Here is a 25,596-nt window from a genome sequence, read left to right on the forward strand (position 1 = left end):
GGGCCCTGACACCGGTCGGGGCCCTTCCATGCAAGGGGAAGAGAATGAACAAGAACAACACCTCACCACGTCTGTGCGGGACGCTGGGCGGTATGCTGCTGGCCGCCACCCTGCCTGCTCATGGCTACGAGATGGCCGATCTCGGCCACTCCACGGTGGACATCGACATCCAGGCGCTGCTGGGCGCTTTCCATAGCGATCGGGGCTATGCCAACGGGGCGGCCGAGGCGCGCCGCTACCGCTGGCAGGAGGGTGTGCTGACCCTGGGCGCCGAACTCAACCCCAAGGAGGGCGGCCTCTATGGCCGGGTCAGCACCGTGGGCACCGCCACCTGGGGGGATGGCGATGCCGCCGGCTTCACTTCCGGCAACGAGCGCGAGCTGGAGCTGGAGGACGCCTTCCTTGGCTACCGCAGCGAGTCGCTGGGCGATCCGGGCTCGCCCTGGCGCCTGGATGTGTCCGCCGGGCGCCAGCCGATCACCCTTGGTGACGGCTTCCTGGTGGCAGGCGATGCCACCAGCCTGGGGGACGCCCTGGGTGACGAGCTGGACCGCGGCGGTGCCTACTATCTGGCCGGGCGACAGGCCTTTGACCGCACCGCCATGGTGACGTTGGGTCGCGAGGGCTGGCAGGGCCAACTGGCCTGGTTCGAATCGGACAACACGGCCCAGGCCAGTACCGAGATGGCCGCGCTGACCCTGTCTCACGATCACGGCAGCGGCCTGGTGGAGGCCACCTACCTGCGTGGCCTGGGCGTCGACGAGGCCCAGGCCGACGAGTTCCTGGCCCAGCGCGATGGCATGGACGTCTATGGGCTGCGCGTCGAGCAGCGCCTGCTGGACGAGGCGTTGAGCCTGCGCGGCGAGCTCGCCCACCAGCGCAAGGACACCCGTGAGAATGCCTGGGCCGTTGAGCCGGCATGGACCTTCAGCGAACTGCCCGGCCAGCCTACCCTGTCGCTGCGCTACAGCCGCTTCTCCGAGGGCTGGGATCCGCTCTTCTTCGGCGCCACTCGTGGTTATGGCACCTGGTTCCAGGGCGAGGTGGCGGCCAACTACGCCGGCCCCTTCAACAGCAATGCCGAGGTCTGGCGGCTGGGCCTGGAGGGCTCGGTCAACGAGAGCCTGAACCTGGGGCTGCTGGCCTACGACTTCTCCAGCCGCGATACCGTCGACCAGCCCGACATGGGCGGCCGGGAGTACAACCTCTATCTCGAGTGGCTGCCCACCGACTGGCTCTATGTCTCGCCGCTGCTGGGCTGGTACGCCCCCGACAGAAGCGCGGAGCAGGGCGGCACCCAGCTTGGCGATGACGATACGTCCTTCTATGCCCAGCTGCTGGTGGGGGTTTTCTTCTGATGAACCATGACGCGGCCAGCGAGGTGCTGATCGCCGGAGGCGGCCCTGCCGGGGCCGCCTTGGCGATGTTGCTGCATCGCGCCGGCCGGCGGGTCACCCTGGTAAGCCGCTGCCGCGATTATCGTGCCATCGAAGGTATCTCACGCCGAAGCCTTCAGGCCCTGCAGGGCCTGGGGTTGGCTCGGGCCGCCGCCCATGCAGTGGGGCCCTTGCCGCGCCGGGTTACCTGGGCGGGCGAAGCGCGGGCGCCCAATGCCGAGTGGCTGCTGCCCCGGCCCGATTTCGACGCAGCCCTGCTGGAGGACCTGCGCGCAGCCGGCATCACCGTGATCGAGGGGCGTATAAGCGGACTCGCCAGCAGTGGCGAGAAAGTGCGGCTCACCCTGGCGGACGGCCGGGTGCTGATGGCCGACTGGGGCGTGGAGGCGCGAGGCAGGGCGGCGGCGCGGCACCATTTTCGCGACACTGCTCCTTGGTCGGTTCCGGCCTGGATCCTGCGCGGCGAGGCCGCGGAGGTCGCGCCGGCCAGCGCCGCCTTGTCGCTGCCCGATGGCGGTTGGGCCTGGTGGTCGCGCCTTTCCGGCCAGCAGTACCTGCAGCTGGCGTTACCGGAACCGACCCTGACGCTGGCTCGCCGCGATCCGGCCGTCTGGCTGGCGGCTCAGCCGGCCTTGGCGGAACTCTGGGGCGAGAGCCCCATCCAGCATCACTATCAGCGCCCCAGCATGCTGGGGCGCACCCGCGTGCGGGAGGGTCGAGTGTGGCGGCTAGGGGACGCTGCCATGGCCATCGATCCCCTCTCCGGCCAGGGCATCTTCAATGCGCTCTCCTCTGCCCATGGCCTGGCGCCGGTTCTCAATAGCCTGGTTGAAGGAGCCAGCCTCGCCCCTCTGGAGCGTTTCCACCAGCGGCGTCAGGACGCCCAGTACTGGCGCTTCGCGCGGGCCGGGCGGGACTTCTATCGCCAGGCCATGGCTGCCGACCCCGCCCCCTACTGGGCGGCGCGCTGCCACTGGCCCGATCTCCGGCCGCTGCACGTGCCGGAGCCTTGGGCACACGTTCGGGTCGGCCGCGGGCTGGCTGTCGTCGGCACCCGCCTGGCCGAGCGGGACCTCGTCTTTACCCCGGATCAGCCCTTGGGGATCCAGGCGGTGGCAGGAGTGGCCCTGGCGCCGCTGGTCGGGGGCATGCAGGCCGAGGATAGCGCCCGGGTGGCTGCGCTACTGGCCGAGGCGGGTTCTGCGGCCCCTGCGGTGAGCCGTTGGTGGTCGGATCACCTTGATTGGCCGGCGTTGCCGGCTGTAACCCCTGCCACTGCCGTTTCGCCGGCCGACTCCGTCAGCCAATAGCCCAAGGCGTGGGCCGCGGCGAAGCTGGCACCGCCCAGGGGCGGCGGTGTTCCTGGTGGTGCTGGACCCATCATCCAGGGCTGCCAGGCCGTTTCCCGAGCTCCCCAGACGCAGGCGTACCAGCGTCCGTCATGGCCCTGGCGCGGTGGGCCGGGCGGCAAGCCCGCGGCACCGCTGACTGCCAACACCCCGGGCCAGGCCGCCGGATAGACCGGCGCCCCGAAACGTGGGCTCGCGGCAACGATCCGTGTTCCCGCGGCCTGTAGGCGTTCCACCGCCACCTGCAGCCGCTCGTCGGCACGGGGCAGGCCCAGGCTGCACAGCAGCCAGGCCGGGGGTGCCTCGGCCTGCCACTCGAAGGCCGCTGCCAGGGAGGCAGCATTGGCAGTCAGACGCTCCTCGAAGAGTTTGTAGAGGGCAATTTCCAGCCGTGTGAGGGGCAGGTAATGGCCCAGGGTAGCGAAGATGGTACGACCATGACCCAGGCGATCCTCGGGGCCGTCGCGGGAAGAGTGGAAGCGTGCCAGGGCGGTGCCTGTCGGCACGCCGCTATCGATTACGCCCAAGGTCGGCGTCAGGAGCATGCTGCCGCCTCCATGACGATCAGCCGTCCTCCTCGGAGATGATAACGGGCATCCAGGTTACTGAAGTGCCCCCCCTGGTGGCTGATGATCAGCCGGGTGGTATCGCCCAGCACTTCGTCGAGCAGGATATCGAAGGCCCGCGCGGCCTCGGGATCCAGGGCCGCGGTGGGCTCGTCCAGCAGCACCAGGCGCGGCCGCTTGAGCAGTGCCCGGGCCAGGGCCAGTCTCGCCCGTTGGCCACCGGAGACCTTGCCGCCGAGGTCGCCCAGCTCGCTGTCCAGCTCCTCCGGCAGGGTGGCCAGCCAGTCGGCCAGGCCTACCCGCGCCAGCACCTCGCGCAGTTCGCCGTCGCTGGCCTCGGGGGCCAGGGCGCGCAGGGTTTCCGCCAGACTGCCGCGCAGCAGGCTGGGGTGCTGTTCCACCCAGGCAACCTGCTTCAACCAGTGGCGGCGGGAGAGCGCGGGGAGCGGTACGCCATCCACGTGGATCTCGCCCGCCTCGGGTGTTTCCAAGCCCAACAGCAGACGGATCAGGCTGCTCTTGCCGGCTCCCGAGGGGCCGTCGATGAGCACCTTGCGGCCCGGCGCAAGCGTGAGGTCGACACCGTCCAGCAGCCAGTCGGCCAGTCCCGAATGGCGGAAACGTACCCCTTCCAGACGAAGCGCCCCGGGCCCCGATGGCAGCGCGCCCCGGTAGGGATCGCTCATGGTGGGTTCGGCGAAGAGTTCGGCGAGACGAGTCGCGCTGACCCGGGCTCGCTGCCACCCCCCGTAGAGCCCGAGCAGGCCGCCGATGGGCGCCATTACCATGCCGAGATAGGCCAGCAGGGCCACCAGCTCGCCGAGCTGCAAGCGCCCCTGGGTTACCAGGTAGCCGCCCAGCAGCAGCAGGCCGGCCCGGGCAAGGGAGAGGATCAACTGGGGTCCCAGGTCGCTGAGGAAACCCACCCAGCGGACTGCCAGCAGGCGCCTCAGCTGCTCGTGGCCGAGCCCCTGGAGGCGGTTGAGCCGCGAGGCCTCCAAGGCCTGGCCCTGGAACCAGGGGCCATGCGCGAGGGTGTCCTGCCAGAAGCCGGAGATATCGCCGCTCTGCTCTCTGAGCGCCTGCTGGCGGCGGGTCAGCGCCGGGCGCCAGGCACGCAGCCACAGCCACTGGATCGGCACCAGCAGTGCCACCAGAACCATCAGCATGGGGCTGAAGAAGCCGATCATGGCCAGTGCGCCCACCAGCCCCAGCAGGTTGGAGAGCCCGCTGAGCAGGCCGTCCAGGGCAAAGCCCTGGAGGATCGACAGGTCGCCGTCGAGACGGCTCATCAGGTCGCCCCGCCCCCGGGCCTGCCAACGGGCGGGGGCCAGGCGCAGCAGATGGCGCAGCAGGGAGCGGCGCAGCGACAGCAGGAGCCGGGCGGAGAGCGCCACATGCTGAAGGCGCGTCAGTCCCTGCAGGCCCAACGCAGCGAGCCCTACCGCTACCAGGGCGCCGACATAGGCAGCCACCGTGGTGAAGTCGCCCTGCATCAGGCCGTGATCGATCAGTCGCTGGGTGAGCAGCGGGGGCAATAGCGCAAGCAGGGTAGCCACCAGGCTCAGCGCCAGCAGCCGCACGAGCGCCGGACGCCGCACCCTGAGCGGGTGGTAGAGCCAGCTCCAAGGCAGCGACCGGGACGTCTCAGGCTCGCTCATCGGCATCTCCTCAGCGAAAGTGGCCGGCGACTCTCGGGGAGCCCCGGCCAAAGAGCACTACGCCGCGGCAATCTAGAAGCGTGCCACCTTCAGCGTTGCCGTGCTCATGTCACCGGGCAGGCGGATGCGTCCCAGGTCGTTGAAGTCGTCATCGTAGATGGCGATATCGCTGGAGGCACCGCCCACATAGATGCGCGAGCCGTCGTAGGAGGTATTGATGACATAGTAGGTGTGGTCGAGGTCGATCACCCGGACAATCTCCCGCGTTCTGGCATCCAGCTTGCTGAGCTGGGTGTAGACGCCGTAGAAGACGTCGCGCTCCCGGGGATCCGAGACCATGGAGAAGATGATGAACTCGAAGGGAGCGATCTCCTTGGTCTCGGTCTCGCCGCTGGTCAGGTCGATCCGGCTGATGCCCCAGTGCCAGGCCTCGTTCTCCTCGCCGGGACTCTCCGCCACCGTGTAGGGACGCACGAGCTCGTCCGTGACCTCGCCGATGGACCACATCGCCAGGGAGTCGGGAGGACTGAAGTCGGGGCGATCCCAGTTGCGGTTGGCGATGGCGATCTCGGTGTCGCCGTTCTGCGGGTCGACCCGGTAGATGTCGGCTCCGGCAAGGTAGAGGTAGCCATCTGCGGCGGCGCCCATGGTGGTGACCTGGCGCGGAGCGGGGAAGGTAGCCAGGGGCTTGGCGTCGAGGCCCGCCGAGGTGTCATAGACCGCCAGCTGCGGTTCCAGTACCTCGTAGCGATCGCGGTGGAGACGTACCCGATCCTGCACCGTGTAGAGGCGGCTACCGTCTGGGCTCACTGCCAGTGAGGCGAGCACCTTGGCGCGCACGTCGCCCTCGGACTGCCGGGCGCGGAACACCTCCTCGCAGCTGGTGAGATCGATGCCCACCACGTCCTCCCAGCGGTTGTGCAGCACATAGGCGATGCGCTCGTCCGGCGAGAGCTGCAGGGTGCCGGAGCCGAAGTCGCCCTCCACATCGCAGCTGCGCACCACCTCCCGGGCCTCGGGGTCGATCACGTAGAGCTGGTTGGGGTGAGCCATGGTCACCAGGTACTCGCGCGCCTCGCCGGTACCGGTCTCAGTGGCAAGAAGCGGTTGGGCCGAGAGAGCCAGCAGGCCCGCCAGGGCCAGGTTGAGTCGTTTCGTCACGGAGCTTTTCATCACTTCTCGCCTCCCGGGTAGACGCTGTCGAGCTTGCGCCAGTCATCCTCGGCACGGTCGGCCCCGTCCCCCCAGCGGGGGTAGGTGTTCATGGTGTCCGGCACCTGGGCGGGCCACCAGCAGGGGTCGGCGCAGCCGTAGAGGTCTGCCTCCATGGGCTGGCACAGCGAGGCCACGCCGCCGAAGGGGTCCACCTCCCAGCCCGGGTCGAAGCTGGAGGTACAGCCGGCAATGGTCTGCATGGCCTGGACCTCTTCCAGGGCCTCCGGGGTCGCGGCCCGCTCCATCTCGCGGGCCTTGCGGTTGAGGGGCGCCAGCCCCAGCTCGGTCAAGCTCTTCTTGTTATGAGTCATGCGCTCTGCCTCCCGGCCAGGGGGCCGTCGAGAAAATCGGGGTTGTGACGCAGGATGCGGGCATAGGCCTGGATGCCGAAGTCGACCCAGTCGCGCATCAGATCGCAGTAGTGGTAGGTGGGGGTCATGACATCGCCGTAGCGGGCGTAGCTCTCGTGGTAGCAGCCCCCGGAGCAGAGGTTGCGGATGCGGCAGTTGCTGCAGCCGCGCTCGGAGCGGTCGCTCCTGGCCTCGATGAACTGCTTGAGGCCGGCGTGGTCGAGCCCCTCGCTAACACTGCCGAAGGTGGGCATCTCGGAGCCGGTAAAGCGATGACAGAGATGCACGTCGCCGGCATGGTCGACCGACACCAGCCCCAGCCCGGCGCCGCAGGGCACCGCCTTGCTGCGCCCCTCCCAAAGATCGGTGAGCAGCTGGTTGAAGTTGCCGAAGCCGATGTCGCGGCCCTGGATGGCAGCCTCGACTGCACGCTCGCCGAGCTCGACCATGCCGTCGAAGACCTGCTTGAGCTCCTCTGCGGTGAGGTTGTAGGCGGCCATGTCGCCGGAGGTGACCGGGGCGAAGCCCGCCTCGGCGAAGCCCAGCTCGTTGACCAGATGGTCGTGGATACCGACCACGTCGGTGATGCCACGGGTCAGGGTGACCCGGGCGCCCACCGGCCGCGAGCGGTAACTGGCCAGCAGCGGCGCGATACGCTTGGCCACCAGGTCGTAGGTGCCCTGGCCGTTGACGGCGATGCGGTTCTTGTCGTGGATCGCCTTGGGGCCGTCCATGCTCACCGTCAGGCCGAAGCGGTGGGCGTCGAAGAAGGCGATCTTCTCCTCGCTGAGCAGGGTGGCGTTGGTGGTCAGGGTGAAGTCCACCGCCTTGCCGAGCCCGTGGATGCGCGCCTCGGCCCAGTCGACCACCTGACGGATCAGCGGCATGTTGCTGAGCGGTTCGCCACCGAAGAACACGATGTTGTAGCGGTCCCGCTGCGGAGCCTCGCGCAGCATCATCTCGATGGAGGCCTGGGCGGTGGCCAAGGCCATCTTCTTGCCGTCTCGAGGATTGTCCAGGTCTTCCTTGTAGCAGTAGCTGCAGCTCAGGTTGCAGCCCGTGTTGACGTTGAGCACCACGGTGGAGAGCGGGAACTGCTCCACCTTGACGCTGGGGTTGTAGGCCTGGACGGAGCCGTCGGTGATCAGCTTCAGCGCCTTGAGCTGCTCCAGGCGCGCCTGGATATCGTCGTCGCTGGCGCGGCGGGTCAGGTTTTCCGGCAGTTCCCCACTGTCGAGCCCCTCGCCACGCCCGGCCAGGGCCAGCAGCTCCTCGCTCAGGGCATCGGGGGCGAACAGGCTGGTGGTAGGGATGTGAAACCACAGCGGCTGGCCTTCCACTTCCACCCGATGCAGGTTCTGGGGGATCGCTTGCAAGATTCCCATGATGATCTCCTGGTTCTGGTGTCAGCGAAGCGGGGGATTGTTCCAGCGCTGCACGGTAACGATCAGTTGGGCCTCGTCCTGTATGGCTTCCTGGCCCAAGACGCTGGCGGTGACACGAAGGTTGCCCACGCTGTTGGCGTTGTACTGGCGCAGCGGGTTGGGCCCGGCACCGGCCGGCGAGAAGATGCCGGTGGCGGCGTCCATCACGCCGGCGAACTTGGCGTCCTCGTCGCGCTCGGCGACCTCGTCCCAGGGGGCGACGCTCCAGCGTACCGGCACCTGGCCCAGGGGGATGCTCTCCACGCCTTCACCCAGATAACCCATGGCGCTGAAGACGCCGCTGACCGGCGGGGTCTTGTCATTGCCGATACGTGCCACGCCGAGAGGAGGACTCACCTCGAGGCGATCCACCTGGCGGTAGCCAGCGAGCAGCTGCTCGTGTGTCTGTCCGCCGACACGAAGTGGCAGCCAACCGGGGGTCAGGTCGGCGCTCGCCTCGACGTTCAGCACCAGGCGGTGGTTGCTGCGTTCCACCACCTCACGCACGGTCACGTCCGCGCCGAGGTTGATCTCACCTTCGTCAAGGCCCTGGCCCAGCAGTACCAGGCGGCTGCGCTCGCCGGCCTTCAGCGAGGCGGGAAGGCTGGCCACCAGGCCGGGCTCGTTCCCGTCACGGGGCACCATTTCCACCATCATGCCGACGGCCTCGTCGCGGTCGTCGAAGATGCGTCCGCTGGGCCGCTCGCCGGAGAGGTCCAGCACCTGCTTGAATTCGTGGTCGTTGAGGCTCAGGCTGGCGCGCCACTCGTAGCCGGTATAGACGATGGCCTGGCCCTCGCCGGTCAGCGGGCGGCCGTTGGTAAAGGCGCCGTCAAGACGCATGGAGTAGGCATCCTCGCCCGCGGCGGCGGTGATGGTCACGTCGGCATAGAACTCGCCCTCGCCGGGCCAGTGGCCCCACAGCTGCCAGTCGCCTTCGGGAGAAACCGCCTCGGCCGCCTGCCAGGTGTCCCAGGCCTCGCTTTCAAGGCCCTGGGTTTCGGCCAGCCAGGGGGCGATCTCGTGCAGGGCAATGTCCAACCAGTCCCGGTCCCGGGCCATGGCCTGGTACTCGATGGTCTGGAACTGGCCCACGTGGAAGTGCACCAGGTGCTCCCACTCCTCCAGAGGGCGCTGCTGCAGCTGGGCGCGGCCGCCGGTGTGGCAGCGAGCACACATCTCCTGGTAGCTGGGGTGATCGAAGGACTCGATGCGGTTTAGCCGACGCTCGATCAGCTCGCGCTGGGAGGCGCTCTCTTCAGGGGCGAGCCCCTGAGTGTCTGCCAGGTACTTGACGATGTCGCGGCGCGCCTCGGCGGGTAACTCCAGACCATGCATGATCTGCATGCGCGCCAGCGTCATGTCCCAGCCCTCCGGGGTCTTGCGCTGCTGGCTGATGCGGCTCCAGTTCTCGGGGCCATCCTGGGACTGGTGGCAGGCGGTACAGTAACGATCGATGGCCTCGCTACCGGGGGAGGCTTGGGCCAAGGCCGGTAACAGCAAGGCCAGGCCGCACAGGCTAGCGGGTAGTGCTGGTCTCATCACGGGGAGTTCTCCTCGCGTTGTTATTGTCTTGATGCACGCCTGCAGTCGACGCGGGCGGCACCGGGGTCGAGGTGTAGTGCCTTTGTCCTCCACTTGCACACACTGAGCCTGACAGAAAAAATTATTTAATTTTCAAGATCTTAAGGTTTTTCTTTGGGCTTTCCTTTGCCATTTTCCCGGTTAGCGGGGCTGAGCGATGCTTCAAGCTGCGACAGTGGCGTCTTGCCTTGAGACACTCGGTTTCCTCGCCTCCCACAGTCTGCGTTGGTAGCTCCTCCCTCCGCCAGCAGTGCTTGAGTTCGTCCTGCCTTCGGCTTGCCTGGTGATCTGATACCTATCCATTGAAGCCAATGATTGGCTTCGTGTCTTTTATCTCATGATTTCTCGTGTCGCAGGCATTTTGCCGATGCTGGCCCTTGCCCGTGATCGTCCACCTGAAAGTAGCTCTACCTGGGCTTGCAACTTATGTCTGATGGCGTTGGATGGAAAAGTCGTTGCGCTCGACAGTGTGAGATAGCATCGTTCATTATTGCGTTTCAATAAGAGAAGCAAGAGGTATACTTTCCGTGTCATAACGTGGGCTCTACCATCGCTAACAATGCCAATACCGTCGCCCCGTGGCGAAAGGAGGGAATGACCATGCGCAAGACCGCTAACCTATTGATCGGCGCCTTGGCCGCCGCGTCTCTGAGTGTTGCTGCCCAAGCCCAGACCACCATTACCGTCAGTACCTGGGCGGGGCCCAACCACGGCATCAATACCATCGTCTGGCCTACCTGGAAGGCGTGGATCGAGGAAGCTACCGAGGGGCGTGTCACCCTGGACGTGGTGCACGACATGGGGCCACCGGCCTCGCAGATGGAAATCGTGGCCGATGGCATCGCCGACGCTACCTGGGTTTTTCATGGCTACAACACTGGCCGCTTCGAGCTGACCAAGCTGCCGGAATTCCCCACCTTTGAGGATTTCTCCTCCGAGCACGCCTCTGCCGCCTACTGGCGGACGCACCAGGAGCACCTGGCCCAGGCCGGTGAGCATCGAGGCGTCGATGTGGTAGCAGCCGGCGTGCATGGACCGGGCTGGATCTTCAGTCGTGAGCAGTACTCCACCCTCGATGACTTGATGAGCAAGAGAATCCGGGTCGGTGGCGGGGTGATGGGGGATCTCTCCAATGCCCTGGAGCTGACCGGTGTGGCACTGCCGCCCACCAGCGTCTACGAGGCGGGCTCGCAAGGCGTCATCGACGGCGCGATGCTGGTGCCGGAGGGGCTGCGCAGCTTCCGCGTGGCGGAGGTCTTCCCCCATACCCTCAAGGTGGATGGCGGCTTCTATCGCGGCAGCTTCACCATCGTGGTCAATCCGACGATCTGGGACCGGATCTCGCCCGAGGATCGTGAAGCGATCGAGGCGGTCTCCGGTGAGCGCCTGTCGCGCCTGTTCGGCTACATGATGGATACCGTGGACGTGCGCGGCGTGGCCTTCGCCGAAGAGCGCGGCCATACCTTTACCGAACTCAACGGCAGCGACCTCGATACTCTGCGCGACATCAGCGATGCCTTGGTCCAGGAGTGGGCGGAAACGGTCAGCGAAAGCCGAGGCGTCGATGGACTGGCGGCCATGCAGTACTTCCATGAACAACTGGCCGCTGCCGCCGAGGAGGAGAGCGTGGCCTCGCTGGTGCCGCAAGAGTTCCTGTGAGCCAGTTCCGGGGGCGATCATGTCGCCCCCTTTCCTTTGATGCGATACGTTAATTAATTTGTTGTATAAATAATGGTATCCAATAATGCTCTGTTTTGACTCCGGTCAAATAGGGCTTTTTCTTTTTCGCTATGATGAAAATACAGAAGAGATGATACCAGAGTGGGGAGGGCAAAATGGAAAGGCTGCCGGATTACATTCAGGGTGAGCGCGTGGTGCGCGACCTTCGCCGCCACGCTCCCGAGGCGCTTGAGATGTTGGCCTGTGATCTGGAACAGCCGCTGAATCGGCCGCTGGAGCGTGCCGTGGCGCGCAGTCTCGATGACGGCCGTGTGCCAGCCTTCCGGGCCGCCGAGGTGCTGATGCCGGCAATGATGACGACCTTCGCGGTGTGTTCGGCCGCCATCGCGGAGGAGGTCCTGTCCGAGCTGAAGGCGAGCTGCAACCGCTGCGAGGAGGTCGGCCGCTGCTGGCAGGCCATGCGCAATGACGCAGAAGCCGAGGCCTGCCAGGCGTTCTGTCCCAACGCCGAGGCCTTCATGGGGCTTGGCGGTAAGTAGCATCGGCAAGGGGGCGGAATGCGCCCCCTCATCATACTGATGCGGGGGTTACTGCCGCTTCGCCACCAAAGTCAGAATGTCATAGCTGGCCACCAGCTCGTCATCCTGATTGGTCACTGCCACGTCCCACATCACGACGCCCTGGGGATGCCCATCCGGTGAGGTTCGGCCCTGGTCGATCTTGCGCTTGCATGTCAGGCGGGCGCGGATGGTGTCGCCGGGGGCGACCGGGGCGATGAAGCGCAGGGTGTCCAGGCCGTAGTTGGCCAGTACGGGTCCCTCGCCCGGGTAGACGAACAGGCCGGCCACAGCCGACAGCACGAAGTAGCCGTGGGCGATTCGCTTGCCGAACTGGGTCTTGCGAGCGGCGATGTCGTCGAAGTGCATGTAGAAGTGATCGCCGGAGAGGCAGCCGAAGTTGACGATGTCGGCTTCGGTGACGGTGCGGCGGTGGGTCAACAGGGATTCGCCCACCTGCAGGTCATCGAAATGGCGACGGAACGGGTGTATATCGTTCTCGATCACTCTGGCGCCTCGGACGTATTCCCGGGTAACTGCCGCCAGCATGGTCGGAGACCCCTGAATGGCTGTCCGCTGCAGGTAATGGTGTACCGCTCGGATGCCCCCCAGCTCTTCGCCGCCGCCGGCACGACCCGGGCCGCCGTGCTTGAGGATGGGAAGCGGGGAGCCGTGGCCGGTGGATTCCCTGGAAGCCTCTGCGTCCAGGATCTGCAGGCGGCCGTGCTGGGCTGCCAGTACCGGGATCATTTCCGCGGCGATGGCGGGGTCTTTGGTGGTGAGGGTGGTCACGAGGCTGCCCTTACCCTTGGCGGCAATGGCCAGAGCCTCCTCGATGCCGTGGTAGGGCATCAGGGTGGCGACGGGGCCGAAGGCTTCGATATCGTTGGCACCACCGTCTTGCAGCGGGTTATAGGCGATCAACAAGTGCGGTGCGATGAAGGCGCCGTGTTCCACACCCAAGCCCACAGGCTTGAAGCTATCGTCCTTGCCGTAGACACATTCACAGGTTTCCAGCAGTCGGTTGATGGCGTCCTGGACGTCACGCCGCTGGTCGCAGGATGACAGGGCACCCATGCGAACGCCCTCCTCCTTGGGGTCGCCTGCAACGATCCTGGACAGCCGCTCCTTGATCTTGTCCGCCAATGCATCCAGATGTTCGGCGGGTACCAGCACCCGGCGAATGGCCGTACACTTCTGGCCTGCCTTGGCGGTCATCTCCTTCACCACTTCCTTGGCGAAGATCTCGAATTCCTCGTCTTCAGGCGACACGTCCGGCGCCAGGATGGCGCTATTGAGGGAATCCGCTTCGGCATTGAACGGAATGCTCCGCGCCATGATGTTGGGATGGTTCCTCAGTCTCAGGGCGGTATCGGCGGAGCCGGTAAAGGTGACGAAGTCCTGCTCTTCCAGCCGGTCGAGCAGATCTCCCGTGCCACCGATGATCAGTTGCAGCGCACCTTCCGGCAGCAGGCCGGAGTCGTTGATCACGCGTAAGGCGGCTTCCGCCAGGTAGCTGGTCGCGGTGGCCGGCTTCACGATGCAGGGCATGCCTGCCAGGAAGGCCGGCGCGAACTTCTCGAGCATGCCCCAAATGGGAAAGTTGAAGGCATTGATGTGAACGCATACGCCACGACGGGGCACCAGGATATGGGTGCCGTTGAAGTGGTTGTTCTTGCCCAGTTGGGCGACCGGACCTTCGTGAGCCACGTTGCCGGAAGGCAGTTCCTTGCGGCCGATGGAGGCATAGGCAAACAGGGTGCCGAAGCCGCCCTCGATATCGATCCAGGAGTCCGCCCGGGTGCAGCCGGCATGGTGGGAGATGGCGTACAGCTCCTCCTTGCGGCCTTGGATGTAAATGGCCAGCTCCTTGAGGAGGGCGGCGCGCTGTTGAAAATCGAGAGCCAGCAGATTTTTCACGCCGGTATGACGGGCATAGTCGACGGCTTCACCGAAATCGATGGTTTCTTCGTGGGTATAGGCCACGGTCTCGCCGTTGATGGCGCTGCGCAGTGCCCGGGCTTCGGTCTCACCGAACCAGTGGCCTGCAACGTAACTCTGTAGAACTGACGACATTGGGCGTTCTCCCGGGAATCTGTCGTTATCACGGTAAGCGAAGCCGGCGCTGAGGCCGGCTCTGGGAAGAGGGTGAGCAGGCCTCAGACTTCGTCGTAATCCAGCATCACCCTGTCGCTGATCGGGTAGCACTGACAGGACAGCACGTAACCCGCCTCGACCTCGTAGTCTTCCAGGGCGTAATTGGCATCCATCTCTACTTGCCCTTCGACCACCTTGGCCTTGCACGTGGAGCAGACCCCTGCCTTGCAGGAGAAGGGCAGGTCGGCGCCCATCTCGTTGCCGGCATCGAGGATGCTCTGGGTGTTACGCGTCAGGTCGAAGGTGAGGGCCCGGCCATCGGCACGAACGGTCACTCTGCTTACCGCCTGCGGATCCACGGTGATTTCCGCCCGGTCCTTGCGGGGAGGTTTGCCGCCGCCAACCGGCGTGAACAGTTCGTAGTGGATCTTGGCCTTGTCGAGGCCATGGCGCTGAAGCGAATCACGGACGGTTTCGGTCATGCTCTGGGGGCCGCAGATGAACGCGGCGGTGAGTGCTCCCGCGTTCAGCCAGCGATCAAACAGGGCGTCGCACTTGTTGGAATCGATGCGGCCGTTGTACAGGTCGATGTCCTGCTCTTCACGGCTGAACACGAAGATCAGGTTGAAGCGACTCATGAAGCGGTTCTTCAGGTCTTCCAGGCTCTCCCGGAACATGGTGCTGGCGGTGGAGCGGTTGCCGTAGAACAGGGTGACCTTGCTTTTCGGCTCGGTCTCCAGGGTGGTCTTGACGATGGACAGAATCGGCGTGATGCCACTGCCCGCCGCTACCGCCAGGTAGTCGCCTTCCCGCTCCGGATCCAGCTCCACGTGGAACTGACCCTGGGGCGGCATCACTTCCAGTGTCTGGCCGGGCCTGAGCTGTTCGTTGGCAAGGGTCGAGAAGCGGCCGCCGGGAACCTTCTTGACGGCGATGCGCAGCTCCCGGTCGCCGACACCGGTACAGATGGAGTAGGAGCGACGTACTTCCTCGCCATCGAGGTAAGTACGCAAGACCAGGTGCTGGCCCTGGCGGTAGCTGAAAGTGTCCTGCAGCTCTTCCGACAGGTCGAAGCACAGGGACACGGCGTCCCGGGTTTCAGGCCGGACTTCACGAATGGTGAGAGGGTAGAACTTGTTCATGATTGTTCTGCTCTAGAGGCATTTGAAGTAGTCGAAGGGCTCACGGCAATCGAGGCAGCGGTACAGTGCCTTGCAGGCGGTGGAACCGAACTCGCTGACTCTCTCGGTGTGATCACTGGCGCAATGCGGGCATGAGATGGTCTCCACTACGCCCTTGAGGGTCAGCTTGCTGGCGCTGCCCACCGGGGGCGCAATGCCGAAGGCCTGCAATTTCCGGCGCCCGGCCTCGGTGATCCAGTCGGTGGTCCAGGCCGGGGACAGCACTCGGTGGACTCGGCCATTGCGCAGGCCCGCCAGGCGCAGGGCCGCTTCGATGGACGCTTCGATCATCTCGGTTGCCGGGCATCCGGAATAGGTGGGAGTCACATCCACCACCCACTCGCCGCCCTCTTCGGCAATGCGCCGGACCATGCCCAGTTCCACCACGCTGACCGCAGGTACCTCGGGATCCTTCACTTCGTCCAGAAGAGCCCAGAGCTCTGCCTCGGTAACCGGTTGGCTGCCGTCACGGGCAGGAATGCGATCGCTGGCGATGACCGGCTGGTCGTCCAGCAGCGACCGGGGTTCGGGTCTACCAGGTCTTTGCATCCGGATAAGCCCTCTGCAGAAACTGCATCTCGGCCAGGATATAGCCCAGGTGTTCAGTGTGGTGGCCGGCCTTGGCGCCCCGGTACATCCAGGCGTCTTCAGGCGGCGGAGTCAGGGTGGCTTCGGTCAGAACCTCGTTCACCAGGCCTTTCCAGTCCGCTGCCAACTGCTGCGGGTCGGGGCCGATACCGTTCTCGAACAGGGCCTGCTCGACTTCGTCGGCTTCGATCATCTCTCCGGTGAAGCGCCACAGGTCATCCACCGCGGTCTGCATGCGCCGATGGCTCTCCTCGGTGCCATCGCCAAACCGCTTGACCCATTCCGAGGAGCGGCGCAGGTGGTACCGGACCTCCTTGGCGGCCTTGGCGGCAATACCGGCGATGCGCTCATCCGGTGCCTCGGTCAGGGCGGTGATGGTGAAGTAGTGCCAGGCGTCGTAGAAGAACTGCCGGCCCATGGTGACGGCATAATCGCCGTTGGGCTGTTCTACCAACAGCGCGTTGCGGTAGTCGCGGGCGTCACGCCGGAATGCCAGGTCGTCGGCGCTGCGGCTGTCGTCGATCAGCTCGGCGGCGTACTCGTACCAATTGCGAGCCTGGCCAACGAGATCCAGGGCTACGTTCATCAGCGCCATTTCCTCTTCCAGCGCCGGTGCCTTGCCGCACAGCTCGCACAGGCGCTGGCCCAGGATCATGTCGGAATCCGCCAGGCGTAGCAGAATCTCCTGCAGTGCCTCTTGCCGTGTCATTGCCTTGCTCATGGAAGTCTCCCTTACATGTGCCCGACTTCGTCGGGCAGCTCGTAGAAGGAGGCGTGGCGGTAGATCTTGTCGTCGGCCGGGTCGAACAGGACTTCCTTCTCGTCCGGCGAGGAGGCGGTGATGGCAGACGACGGAACGACCCAGATGGAGACGCCTTCGCTGCGGCGAGTGTAGAGGTCGCGGGCATTTTCCATGGCCATGTCGGCATCGGTGGCGTGAACGCTGCCGACGTGCTTGTGGTTGAGGCCATGCTTGCTGCGAACAAAGACTTCGTAAAGGGGCCAGTCAGCCATGACGCTTCTCCTCTCAGGCAACTTTCTGATTCTTGTGCTGCTGTTTCTCGGCATAGGCCTTGGCGGCCTCGCGTACCCAGCGGCCGCCTTCGATGGCGTTCCTGCGGGTTTCGATGCGTTCCCTGTTGCAGGGACCGTTGCCCTTGAGGACGTCGAAGAACTCCTGCCAGTCGATTTCGCCGAAGTCGTAATGGCCCCGCTCCTCGTTCCACTCGAGCTCCGGGTCCGGCGCGGTACAGCCCAGGAACTCCAGCTGGGGCACGGTCTGGTCGATGAACATCTGGCGCAGTTCGTCGTTGCTCTTGCGCTTGATCTTCCAGGCCATGGACTGCTGGGAGTTCGGTGACTGTTCGTCGGAGGGGCCGAACATCATCAGCGCCGGCCACCAGAAGCGATTGATGGAGTCCTGCACCATTTGCCTCTGCTCCTCGGTGCCTTCACGCATCAGATCCAGCAGGATCTGGTAACCCTGGCGCTGGTGGAAACTCTCCTCCTTGCAGATCCGGATCATGGCCCGTGAATAGGGCCCGTAGGAGGTGCGCTGCAGGACCACCTGGTTGACGATGGCCGCGCCATCCACCAGCCAGCCAACCGTGCCCATGTCCGCCCAGTTCAGTGTCGGGTAGTTGAAGATGGAGGAGTACTTGGCCTTGCCCTGGTGAAGCTTGTCGATCTCTTCGTCGCGGTCGGCGCCCAGGGTCTCCATGGCGCTGTAGAGGTAGAGGCCATGGCCGGCCTCGTCCTGGATCTTGGCCATCAGCTGCAGCTTGCGCTTGAGGGTCGGTGCGCGAGTGACCCAGTTGCCCTCCGGCAGCATGCCGACCACTTCGGAATGCGCGTGCTGGGAGATCTGTCGAATCAGCGTCTTGCGGTACGCCTCCGGCATCCAGTTCTTGGGCTCGATCTTGATCTCGTCGTCGATGCGAGTCTGAAAGGCGCGCTCCTCGGGGCTCATCTCCTCGAGGGTCTTGAGCTTCTTGGTACCGGTCTCGACTAGCTGCGCGTACATGGTGACCTCCGCGTCGTCTCAATCAGGGGAACGCTTGTCGTCTTACCTTGGAGTATAATGACACAGTATTTTTTATCAATTGCGTTTATTACGTGTCGCTTTATACCTTGGCATGACAAGGTGTCGTCATGACATGACAAATAAAGTGATTGAATGAGCAGGCGAGAGTCGCACGGCGTAGCGCTGTCCTAGAATTGATACAAAAAAGCCCCGCGGAGGGGCTAGAAAGAAATGCATTGGCGACAAGCGGGATCGCGAAAGCAGCGTGCTCGGCTCAGCGCAGATCCTTGACGCGCTTGGCCTTGCCCACGGAACGCATGACTTCTTCGACACCGCAAACGTCGACCTGGGTACTGATTCCCACATAGGTCTTGATGGCGTGCTGCAGTTGGCCGGCCAACTGCTCGCAATCGATGGGGTCGCGGGCGACATCGTTGCTGCATGCCTCGACGCGCACGCACACCATGTCCAGGTTGCCTTGACGGCTCACTTCGATTTCGTAATGGGGCGAGAGCCGCTCGATCTTGAGGATCTGCTCCTCGATCTGGGTCGGGAAGACGTTGACGCCACGGATGATCAGCATGTCGTCGCTGCGGCCGGTGATCTTGTCGATACGGCGCATGGGGCGTGCGGTGCCGGGCAGCAGGCGGGTCAGGTCGCGGGTGCGGTAGCGGATCACCGGCAGCGCTTCCTTGGTCAGGGTGGTGAACACCAGCTCGCCGTACTCGCCGTCCGGCAGCAACTCGCCCGTTACCGGGTCGATGATCTCGGGATAGAAATGATCCTCCCAGATGGTCGGGCCATCCTTGGTTTCCAGGCACTCCATGCCGACGCCGGGCCCCATCACCTCGGAGAGGCCGTAGATGTCCAGCGCATCGATGCCCAGGCGCTTCTCCAGCGCGGTTCGCATGTCGTTGGTCCAGGGCTCGGCACCGAAGATGCCGGCGCGCAACGGCAACTGGTGGGGGTCGATGCCTTGGCGCTCCATCTCATCGGCGATGTTGAGCATGTAGGAGGGGGTGACCATGATGATGTCCGGCTGGAAGTCACGGATCAGTTGGACCTGTTTCTCGGTCTGGCCCCCGGACATCGGAATCACGGTGCAGCCCAGGCGCTCGGCGCCGTAATGCGCGCCCAGGCCGCCGGTGAACAGGCCGTAGCCGTAGGCCACGTGCACCTTGTCCTTGCGGGTGCCGCCAGCGGCTCGGATGGAGCGTGCCACCACGTCGGCCCAGGTGTCGATATCCCGCTGGGTATAGCCCACCACGGTGGGCTGACCGGTGGTGCCGCTGGACGCATGCACGCGCACGATGTCGCTCATCGGCGTGGCGAACATGCCGAAGGGGTAGTGGTCGCGCAGGTCGGCCTTGGTGGTGAAGGGGAGCTTACCGAGGTCCTCGAGGCTCTTGACGTCTTCGGGGTGCAGGCCGGCGCTGTCGAAGGAGCGACGATAAAAGGGCACGTTGTCGTAGGCGTGCCGAAGGCTCCACCTGAGCCGCTTGAGCTGGGTGGCGCGCAGCTCATCGATGCTGGCGAGTTCCATCTGATCGAGAGCCGAGTTGTTGAGGCGTTCGACGGTCTGTGTCATCAGGCTTCTCCGGTCGGAGGATTGTTATAGTCGTTGCGCTGTATCAGAGGCACGCCGATGCAAAGGCCTGCTTGGCGATGATCAGGGCGTCTTTCATGCTTGGCTCTCTGCTGCAGTCTCTTCCAGGCGACGCACGCTGCCGCGGATCTTGTAGGAGCGGCCGCGGAACAGGGCGACTTCGTGACCGTGCTGGTTGCGCACGGTGATGTCGTAGATGCCGGTACGGCCGCGACGGCTGCGCTCCTCGGCGGTGGCGGTGAGCACGTCGCCAAGCTGGCCCGGCCCCAGGTAATCGATGCTGCAGCCGGCGGCCACGGTGGCCTCGTCGTAGGTGTTGCAGGCGAAGGCGAAGGCGGAGTCGGCCAGGGCAAAGATGAAGCCGCCGTGGCAGTTGCCGTGCCCCTGCACCATATCCTCGCGCACCGTCATGGTGAGTACGGCTCGCCCCGGGGCCACGCTCTCGATGCGCATGCCCAGCCCCTGACTGGCGTTGTCGCGGGAAAACATGGTTTCGGCGCAGGCCTCGGCCAACTGCTGCGGGTTCAGCTCTGTATCTGACATGAATGGTCTCCGAGGACAGTCATCTCACTTCCCCTTGAAGCTGGGCTTGCGTTTTTCCATGAAGGCGCTGACGCCCTCGCGATAATCGTCGGTGCGACCGGCGAGACGCTGAAGATCACGCTCCAGGTCCAGTTGGGCGTCGAAGTCGTTGTCTGCGCTGGCATGCAGGGCACGCTTGATCAGTGCCAGGCCGCGGGTCGGCTGGGTGGCCAGATGCCGCGCCAGGGTCAGCGCCTCGTCCTGCAGTGCCTCGTCATCCACCACTTTCCAGATCATGCCCCACTGCTCGGCCTGCTCGGCGCTGAGCTTGTCGCCCAGCATGGCCAGCCCCTTGGCGCGGGCCATGCCCACCAGGCGCGGCAGGGTCCAGGTGCCGCCGGAATCCGGAATCAGGCCGATCTTGCAGAAGGCCTGGATGAAGCTGGCCGAGCGTGCCGCCAGTACGAGGTCGCAGGTCAGGGCGATATTGGCGCCGGCGCCGGCGGCCACGCCGTTTACCGCGCACACGGTGGGGAAGGGCAGGTCGCGCAGAGCGCGTAGCATCGGGTTGTAGCGCTTCTCCAGGGACTCGCCCAGGTCCGGTGCTTCAGCGCCGGGGGCCACGGCACGGTCGGAAAGGTCCTGCCCCGCACAGAAGCCGCGGCCGCTGCCGGTCAGCAGCAGAGCGCGCACGCTGTTGTCCTGGCGAACCGCCTCGAGTGCCTCACGCATGGCGGCATGCAGTTCGGCGTTGAAGCTGTTGAGGCTGTCAGGCCGGTTCAATGTGAGGCGGGCGACACCGTCTTCCACGGTATGGAGCAGGGGCGTTTCACTCATTGTCGTTTTCCTGTGTTCAGTGCTCGTTGGTGATGGAGCATCATCCTGCGGCCCACTCTGCTGCCTGGATGGGAGCGTTCAGCCACCTCCGGGCGACGCAGGTTGGTGTGTAGGTGCCCTCGCCTTGGGTACGGATAGGCGCGGCAATGGCTCGCGGCCTGCATGGGCGAGCCGAGCATGGGATCGAGTATAGATTTTTTTTGATACGCATCAACTTTGCTAAGGCATATTAATCGTATCGTTTTTCGATAGAGAGGATTTTTTCTGTCTTTGGGTCAATGGTTTGTCCTGGGCAGCCATCACTGGTGTGGATAAGTTAGACCATGGTCTAAGGCTGGCCGCTCCATGCGACATTACCTCTCTAAACCGTTAATAAGATTATTTTTTACGACGCTTCGGTAGCACTATGCCAGGAGCGGGAGCAGTCGGATGGTTTGATGTTTTATTACGCAATGAATAATCTGCTGTGCTATCTCGTATCGGATTGAGGCAGAGTCGCTCATGCCTCGGCAAGTCCGGCAAATGCTCGGCCGTCACGCGAGATCCTGGATACAACCGTCGATATAGGCGGCCAGGCCTTCGGTTCGCCGCTTCGTGGTGTGCAGGGCCATCGCCGCGGCCAGCTCAACTGAGGAAGCGCGTCATGCCCTGTTATCGACTCGAAGGAGTGACTCCGGTGGTTCACCCCACCGCTTATGTGCACCCCACCGCGGTGCTGATCGGCGACGTCATCGTCGGCCCCGGCTGCTACGTGGGGCCCGGCGCAGTGATGCGCGGCGACTTTGGTCAGCTGGTTCTGGAAGAGGGTGCCAACCTGCAGGATACCTGCGTGATGCACGGCTTTCCCGGTTGTGTCACCAAGGTGGAGAAGGATGGCCATATCGGCCATGGCGCCGTGCTGCACGGCTGCGTGGTGGGGCAGGACGCCATGGTGGGTATGAACGCCGTGGTGATGGACAACGCCGTGATCGGTGCGCGCTCGATCGTCGCCGCCGCGGCCTTCGTCAAGACCGGCTTCGAATGCCCGCCCCAATCGCTGGTGGTGGGTGCGCCAGCCACGGTCAAGCGTGAGCTGAGCGACCAGGAGGTAGCCTGGAAACAGCAGGGCACCCGCGAGTACCAGCGCTTGACCGAGCGCTGTCGGGACAGCCTGGAGCCCTGTGAACCGCTGGCCGAGCTGGATAGCGATCGGCCGCGGCTCAATGCCGGCGATACCCAGCCCAAGCAGCAGACCCTCGGCAAGGAGCGGTAACGCTGCCATGCCGGTAGGCGAACTCGGGCTCGATCTACTCCAGGCCGCCGAAGCGCTGGTAGAAACTGGGGCCGGGGGCCGGCAGTGGGCCTTCGGCGGTTTCCAGGTGGCGATCCAGCCAGCGCTCGGCGCCCTGATAGATCTCACGATAGATGTTGCGGCAGAGCTGGCGAGCGTTGCGCCCTTCCCAGGCGGTGGGCAGCAGCTCTTCGGGTAGCTGAGGGTCGCGCAGTTGCACCTTGCGATATTCGTGGATCAGTAGGGTGCGGGCGATGAAGGCGTCCTGATCGCCTATCGGCTGTGCCTCACCCAGGCTCTTCCACAGCGGCCGGAACTGGGCGAGAAAACGATTGTAGCTCTCCGCCAGCTGATCCAGGTTCCAGCTTTCACGTACCTGCAGGCGCAGCGCCTTGGGGGCCAAGGGCTCGCTGGTCTCGCTATGCAGGATGATGGCATCTTCCGCTATGCCGAGTTCCTGAAGGAGGCCCAGAACCTCACCGCGATGCCGGCGCGGATGAGCCAGTACACCATTGGCGAAGGCACCGAAGCCCAGCCATTCAAGCTCCTCCTTGGCACGGGTGCGCTCGGCTGCGTCCAGCTGACCCAGGAAGACCAAGGTCCAGCCCCCGTCCCAGGCCTCGCCGTTACCGTAGTAGACACGCTTGAAGGCCTGTTCGAAGCGTCTGCGCCCCGGCCCGCTGAGGCTGTAGTAGCTGCGTCGTCCGACCTTTTCCCCCTGTAGCCAGGTTTCCTGGGTCAGGCGATAGACCGACGTTCGCACCAGGCGCTCGTTGACGCCGATGGGCTCCAGCAACTGGGAAATGCTGCCCAGCCACACGGTGCCTCCGCGGGGTACGATGGCATCGCCGTAGAGCGTGATGATCAGCGAGCCTGAGCGCAGCGGCCGACGGCTCTGAAAGTTGTCGATCAGAGAAGCAACGCACTCGGTAGCAGACGACATGGAAAGACGACCCCGGCAAGATGATGGATCCGCCAGTGATACTGGCAAGCAATATTGAAGATCCAGAGAGTATCACAACCAGGCTTACTGAAGATCGGGCCCAGTGCTTGAAGGGAGCATTCCAGCCGAATAAATGGTGATACGGGTGGATAATCGTATCGTTTCTGTTTCTCTCGCTCACCGCCGCCGGCACAGTGCCACCAGCCGCGCCTTGGAGGGCACGCCGAGCTTGGCATAGGCGCGCTTGCGGTAGGTTTCGGCAGTGGAGAGGGCGATATCGAGTTCGATGGCGGCGGTCTTGAGGGTATGGCCACGCAGGAGATACAGGCACAGCTGACGTTCGCGTTCGGAGAGCGGGGCGAGAATGGCGGCTTCCTCGGCGCTGGGTCGCTGTGGTGAGTCGGGGCGGGCCTGGCCGTAGTGGCGGCGGATCAGGCTCGCCAGCAGCGGGGCCAGGGCATCGAGCCGGGCCAGGTCGTCGTGGGTGAATGGACCGGCCGCGCTGCCGCGGTAGAGGTTGAGGTAGTAGACGCTCTGCTCGCCGGGTAGGGTGAGCGAGACTTTGTCGACCAGGTCGGGAAAGGCGAACAGGTGGCTGCGGTAGGCCTCCGGCATCGCCTCGGCCTGCATCGGGGTGACTTCGGCGGCTGCATCTTCGTTGTCCCCACCCATCAGCTGGCGCAGGCGCTGATAGTTGGGGTCCTGGCGGAACAGGCCGCCGGTGTAGAGCTCAGCCAGGCGACCGGCCACCCGCGGCGCCCGCTGGTTGTCGGCCAGCAGGCAGTCGACCTCGTCGCGGCCATCGAAGGCGAACACCATGCACTGCTCGATGCGCACCGCCCGGCGCAGCAGGGCCAGCAGCGCCTCGTCGAAGCCCGCCTCGCCCAGGCAAGCCACGCACTCCGCCATGGCCGGCATCAGGCGCGGCCAATCGGCGCTCTGCTCATCGCTGACTGCTGCCATCTCTTCCTCCGCCTGCAAGCGCCTTGTCCCGGCTTTTACGGGACAGTCGCCGTGCCCCCTTCGGGATAGTCTGTCAGTACGACAACGCCAATAGGAGCTGCCATGCGACCCGCCGGACGCGCCGAGACCGACTCGCTCTACTTCGATTATCCCCACTTTCCATTCGTGCGTCCCGCCGAGCTCGACGGGCAAGCGGCGCGTCACCGCGTTGCCATCGTCGGCGCCGGCCCGGTGGGCGTGACCGCTGCCCTGGAACTGGCGCGCCATGGCATCGCCTCGGTGGTGCTCGACGACAAGGCCACCGTCAACGACGGTTCGCGGGCGATCTGCATCTCCCGCCACAGCCTGGAGATCCTGCAGCAGCTCGGCGTCGAGGCTCCCTTCGTGGCGAAGGGGCTGGGCTGGACCCGGGGGCGCACCTACTTTCGCGACCGCGAGATCTTGCGCTTCGAGATGCCCCATTCCGCGCAGGAACGCTTCCTGCCGATGATCAACCTGCAGCAGCAGTACATTGAACGGTTCCTGATCGACAAGGCTGCCGAGAGCGATCTCGTCGAGCTGCGCTGGCAGAGCGCGGTGACCGCCGTGAGCCAGGATGCGGATGGCGTGATCCTCGAGGTGACCACCTCCGAGGGCGACTATCGCCTCGAATGCGACTACCTGCTGGCTGCCGACGGCGCGCGCAGCGTGGTACGCAAGGCGTTCGGTCTCGCACTGCACGGCGAGGCCTACGAGGGGCGCTACGTGATCGCCGATATCCGCCTGCGCTCCGACTTTCCCACCGAGCGGCGCGCCTTCTTCCACTCTCACGCCCTGCCCGATACCACCCTCCTGGTGCACAAGCAGCCCGACGACATCTGGCGCATCGATTATCAGCTCGGCCCTGACGAGGACCCGGAGCAGGCGGTGGAGGAGGCAAGCATTCGCAAAAAAGTTGGCCTGATCGTGCACAAGGTGCTGGGCGAAGGCGACGACTGGGAGCTGGAGTGGTGGAGCCTCTACAAGGCCCACACGCTAGCCCTCGATGATTATCGGCATGGAAGGGTACTGTTTATTGGCGACAGCGCCCACCTGGTGCCGATCTTCGGCGTGCGGGGGCTCAACAACGGCTTCGCCGACGCCGCCAACGCCGGCTGGAAGCTTGCCTGGGTGCTCAAGGGGCTGGCGCCGGAGCGGCTGCTCGACAGCTACAGCCCCGAGCGGCGCGGCGCCACCCTGGACGTCTTCGCCAACGCCGGCAAGAGCACCCGCTTCATGACCCCGCCGAGCCGCGGCTACCGGTTGATGCGCGATGCCGCCCTGGTTTTGGCCCTGCATAACGACTACGCCAGCGGCTTCGCCAATCCACGCCAGGTCACGCCATACACCTACGCCGAGAGCCCGCTGACGCTGACTGAGGCGGATGACTTCGACACCGGGCCGATGCCCGGCGCGCCGCTGTTCAATCATCGCCTGGGCGAGGGCAACTACCTGCTCGACCACTTGGGTAGCGGCTTCACCCTGCTGCACTTCAACCAGGCTGGTCGGGTCGACGCCGAGCTGGCCGAGCAGCTTGAGGCGCTGCAGGCCCGCGGCCAGCAAATCGGGCTGCTGCGCGTGGCCCGCGAGCCTGGGGCCGAGGGAGCTTTGGTCGACACGGATGGCAGCCTGTTCGGCGCCTATGGCGCCGAGCCGGGCAGTGCCTACCTGGTGCGCCCCGACCGTCACGTGGTGGCACGCTGGAAGCGCCTTGACCCTGTCGACCTGGAACCTGCCCTCGTTACTGCCTTGGGAGGAGAATGAA

General features: G+C 64.9%; 23 protein-coding genes. 6 read left to right on the forward strand and 17 right to left on the reverse strand.

Annotation, left to right across the window (positions count from 1 at the left end; genetic code table 11):
* Positions 1–44 precede the first annotated feature (44 nt).
* Both ACRWQA_RS00320 and qhpG read left to right on the forward strand, forming a co-directional pair.
* Positions 45–1,358 carry a hypothetical protein gene (locus tag ACRWQA_RS00320; protein WP_434229645.1) on the forward strand — a complete coding sequence of 438 codons (1,314 nt, stop codon included), beginning with the start codon at positions 45–47 and terminating at the stop codon, positions 1,356–1,358.
* Positions 1,358–2,707 (forward strand): flavin-dependent monooxygenase QhpG, encoded by a 1,350-nt coding sequence (gene qhpG / locus ACRWQA_RS00325; protein ID WP_434229644.1) that lies wholly within the window; start codon positions 1,358–1,360, stop codon positions 2,705–2,707. Before ACRWQA_RS00320 ends, qhpG begins: the two co-directional genes overlap by 1 nt.
* Here qhpG and ACRWQA_RS00330 read toward each other — a convergent pair.
* The 6 genes from ACRWQA_RS00330 to peaA form a co-directional block, all read right to left on the reverse strand.
* Positions 2,632–3,291, reverse strand: coding sequence for a S8 family peptidase (locus ACRWQA_RS00330; RefSeq protein ID WP_434229643.1), 660 nt, complete (start codon positions 3,289–3,291; stop codon positions 2,632–2,634). The two genes, qhpG and ACRWQA_RS00330, sit on opposite strands and share 76 nt — an antisense overlap.
* A complete protein-coding gene (locus ACRWQA_RS00335) occupies positions 3,282–4,973 on the reverse strand; it encodes an ATP-binding cassette domain-containing protein (protein ID WP_434229641.1) in 1,692 nt (563 codons plus the stop codon). The genes ACRWQA_RS00330 and ACRWQA_RS00335 overlap by 10 nt, the downstream gene beginning before the upstream one ends.
* A 72-nt stretch (positions 4,974–5,045) precedes the next feature.
* Positions 5,046–6,134 (reverse strand): quinohemoprotein amine dehydrogenase subunit beta, encoded by a 1,089-nt coding sequence (gene peaD / locus ACRWQA_RS00340; protein ID WP_434229640.1) that lies wholly within the window; start codon positions 6,132–6,134, stop codon positions 5,046–5,048.
* Between the two features lie 11 nt (positions 6,135–6,145).
* On the reverse strand, positions 6,146–6,499 hold the full coding sequence (gene qhpC, locus ACRWQA_RS00345; protein WP_263581939.1) for a quinohemoprotein amine dehydrogenase subunit gamma: 354 nt from the start codon (positions 6,497–6,499) through the stop codon (positions 6,146–6,148).
* Entirely contained in the window at positions 6,496–7,923 is a 1,428-nt protein-coding gene (gene peaB / locus ACRWQA_RS00350) for a quinohemoprotein amine dehydrogenase maturation protein (RefSeq protein WP_263581940.1), read from the reverse strand. The genes qhpC and peaB overlap by 4 nt, the downstream gene beginning before the upstream one ends.
* 21 nt (positions 7,924–7,944) lie before the next feature.
* Positions 7,945–9,504 (reverse strand): quinohemoprotein amine dehydrogenase subunit alpha, encoded by a 1,560-nt coding sequence (gene peaA, locus ACRWQA_RS00355; protein WP_434229670.1) that lies wholly within the window; start codon positions 9,502–9,504, stop codon positions 7,945–7,947.
* A 642-nt stretch (positions 9,505–10,146) separates the two neighbouring features.
* Here peaA and ACRWQA_RS00360 point away from each other — a divergent pair.
* Together ACRWQA_RS00360 and ACRWQA_RS00365 are read left to right on the forward strand one after the other, a co-directional pair.
* Positions 10,147–11,205 carry a TRAP transporter substrate-binding protein gene (locus tag ACRWQA_RS00360; RefSeq protein WP_434229638.1) on the forward strand — a complete coding sequence of 353 codons (1,059 nt, stop codon included), beginning with the start codon at positions 10,147–10,149 and terminating at the stop codon, positions 11,203–11,205.
* A 176-nt stretch (positions 11,206–11,381) separates the two neighbouring features.
* Positions 11,382–11,765 (forward strand): hypothetical protein, encoded by a 384-nt coding sequence (locus ACRWQA_RS00365; protein WP_263581942.1) that lies wholly within the window; start codon positions 11,382–11,384, stop codon positions 11,763–11,765.
* A 48-nt stretch (positions 11,766–11,813) separates the two neighbouring features.
* Here ACRWQA_RS00365 and paaZ read toward each other — a convergent pair whose 3' ends face one another.
* From paaZ to paaG, 9 genes are all read right to left on the reverse strand, one after another.
* The gene (paaZ, locus tag ACRWQA_RS00370; protein WP_434229637.1) at positions 11,814–13,859 is read right to left on the reverse strand and encodes a phenylacetic acid degradation bifunctional protein PaaZ; all 2,046 of its coding nucleotides are present in this window, start codon (positions 13,857–13,859) and stop codon (positions 11,814–11,816) included.
* Positions 13,860–13,942: 83 nt separating this feature from the next.
* The gene (gene paaE / locus ACRWQA_RS00375) at positions 13,943–15,022 is read right to left on the reverse strand and encodes a 1,2-phenylacetyl-CoA epoxidase subunit PaaE (RefSeq protein WP_434229636.1); all 1,080 of its coding nucleotides are present in this window, start codon (positions 15,020–15,022) and stop codon (positions 13,943–13,945) included.
* Between the two features lie 12 nt (positions 15,023–15,034).
* Positions 15,035–15,610, reverse strand: a complete 576-nt coding sequence (paaD, locus tag ACRWQA_RS00380) for a 1,2-phenylacetyl-CoA epoxidase subunit PaaD (protein WP_434229634.1) — start codon at positions 15,608–15,610, stop codon at positions 15,035–15,037.
* Entirely contained in the window at positions 15,594–16,370 is a 777-nt protein-coding gene (gene paaC, locus ACRWQA_RS00385; protein WP_434229632.1) for a 1,2-phenylacetyl-CoA epoxidase subunit PaaC, read from the reverse strand. Before paaC ends, paaD begins: the two co-directional genes overlap by 17 nt.
* Before the next feature lie 11 nt (positions 16,371–16,381).
* Positions 16,382–16,663 (reverse strand): 1,2-phenylacetyl-CoA epoxidase subunit PaaB, encoded by a 282-nt coding sequence (gene paaB, locus ACRWQA_RS00390; RefSeq protein ID WP_263581947.1) that lies wholly within the window; start codon positions 16,661–16,663, stop codon positions 16,382–16,384.
* 13 nt (positions 16,664–16,676) lie between these two features.
* A complete protein-coding gene (gene paaA, locus ACRWQA_RS00395) occupies positions 16,677–17,672 on the reverse strand; it encodes a 1,2-phenylacetyl-CoA epoxidase subunit PaaA (protein WP_434229630.1) in 996 nt (331 codons plus the stop codon).
* A 274-nt stretch (positions 17,673–17,946) separates the two neighbouring features.
* Positions 17,947–19,260 carry a phenylacetate--CoA ligase PaaK gene (gene paaK / locus ACRWQA_RS00400; protein WP_263581949.1) on the reverse strand — a complete coding sequence of 438 codons (1,314 nt, stop codon included), beginning with the start codon at positions 19,258–19,260 and terminating at the stop codon, positions 17,947–17,949.
* Between the two features lie 93 nt (positions 19,261–19,353).
* Complete coding sequence (gene paaI, locus ACRWQA_RS00405; protein WP_263581950.1) at positions 19,354–19,821, reverse strand: hydroxyphenylacetyl-CoA thioesterase PaaI; 468 nt, start codon at positions 19,819–19,821, stop codon at positions 19,354–19,356.
* A gap of 24 nt (positions 19,822–19,845) precedes the next feature.
* Positions 19,846–20,637, reverse strand: a complete 792-nt coding sequence (gene paaG / locus ACRWQA_RS00410) for a 2-(1,2-epoxy-1,2-dihydrophenyl)acetyl-CoA isomerase PaaG (protein WP_434229628.1) — start codon at positions 20,635–20,637, stop codon at positions 19,846–19,848.
* Positions 20,638–21,280: 643 nt separating this feature from the next.
* On the opposite strand from paaG, the gene paaY reads away from it, so the two are divergent.
* Complete coding sequence (gene paaY, locus ACRWQA_RS00415) at positions 21,281–21,889, forward strand: phenylacetic acid degradation protein PaaY (protein WP_263581952.1); 609 nt, start codon at positions 21,281–21,283, stop codon at positions 21,887–21,889.
* Between the two features lie 34 nt (positions 21,890–21,923).
* Here paaY and paaX read toward each other — a convergent pair whose 3' ends face one another.
* The gene (gene paaX, locus ACRWQA_RS00420; RefSeq protein WP_434229626.1) at positions 21,924–22,850 is read right to left on the reverse strand and encodes a phenylacetic acid degradation operon negative regulatory protein PaaX; all 927 of its coding nucleotides are present in this window, start codon (positions 22,848–22,850) and stop codon (positions 21,924–21,926) included.
* A 177-nt stretch (positions 22,851–23,027) separates the two neighbouring features.
* Positions 23,028–23,813: a helix-turn-helix transcriptional regulator gene (locus ACRWQA_RS00425; protein WP_434229624.1), complete on the reverse strand. Its 786-nt coding sequence runs from the start codon at positions 23,811–23,813 to the stop codon at positions 23,028–23,030.
* A gap of 102 nt (positions 23,814–23,915) precedes the next feature.
* Here ACRWQA_RS00425 and ACRWQA_RS00430 point away from each other — a divergent pair, with 102 nt between their 5' ends.
* The gene (locus tag ACRWQA_RS00430; protein ID WP_434229622.1) at positions 23,916–25,595 is read left to right on the forward strand and encodes an FAD-dependent monooxygenase; all 1,680 of its coding nucleotides are present in this window, start codon (positions 23,916–23,918) and stop codon (positions 25,593–25,595) included.
* The last annotated feature ends 1 nt before the right edge of the window (position 25,596 follow it).

This window comes from Billgrantia sp. C5P2 (assembly GCF_051062895.2).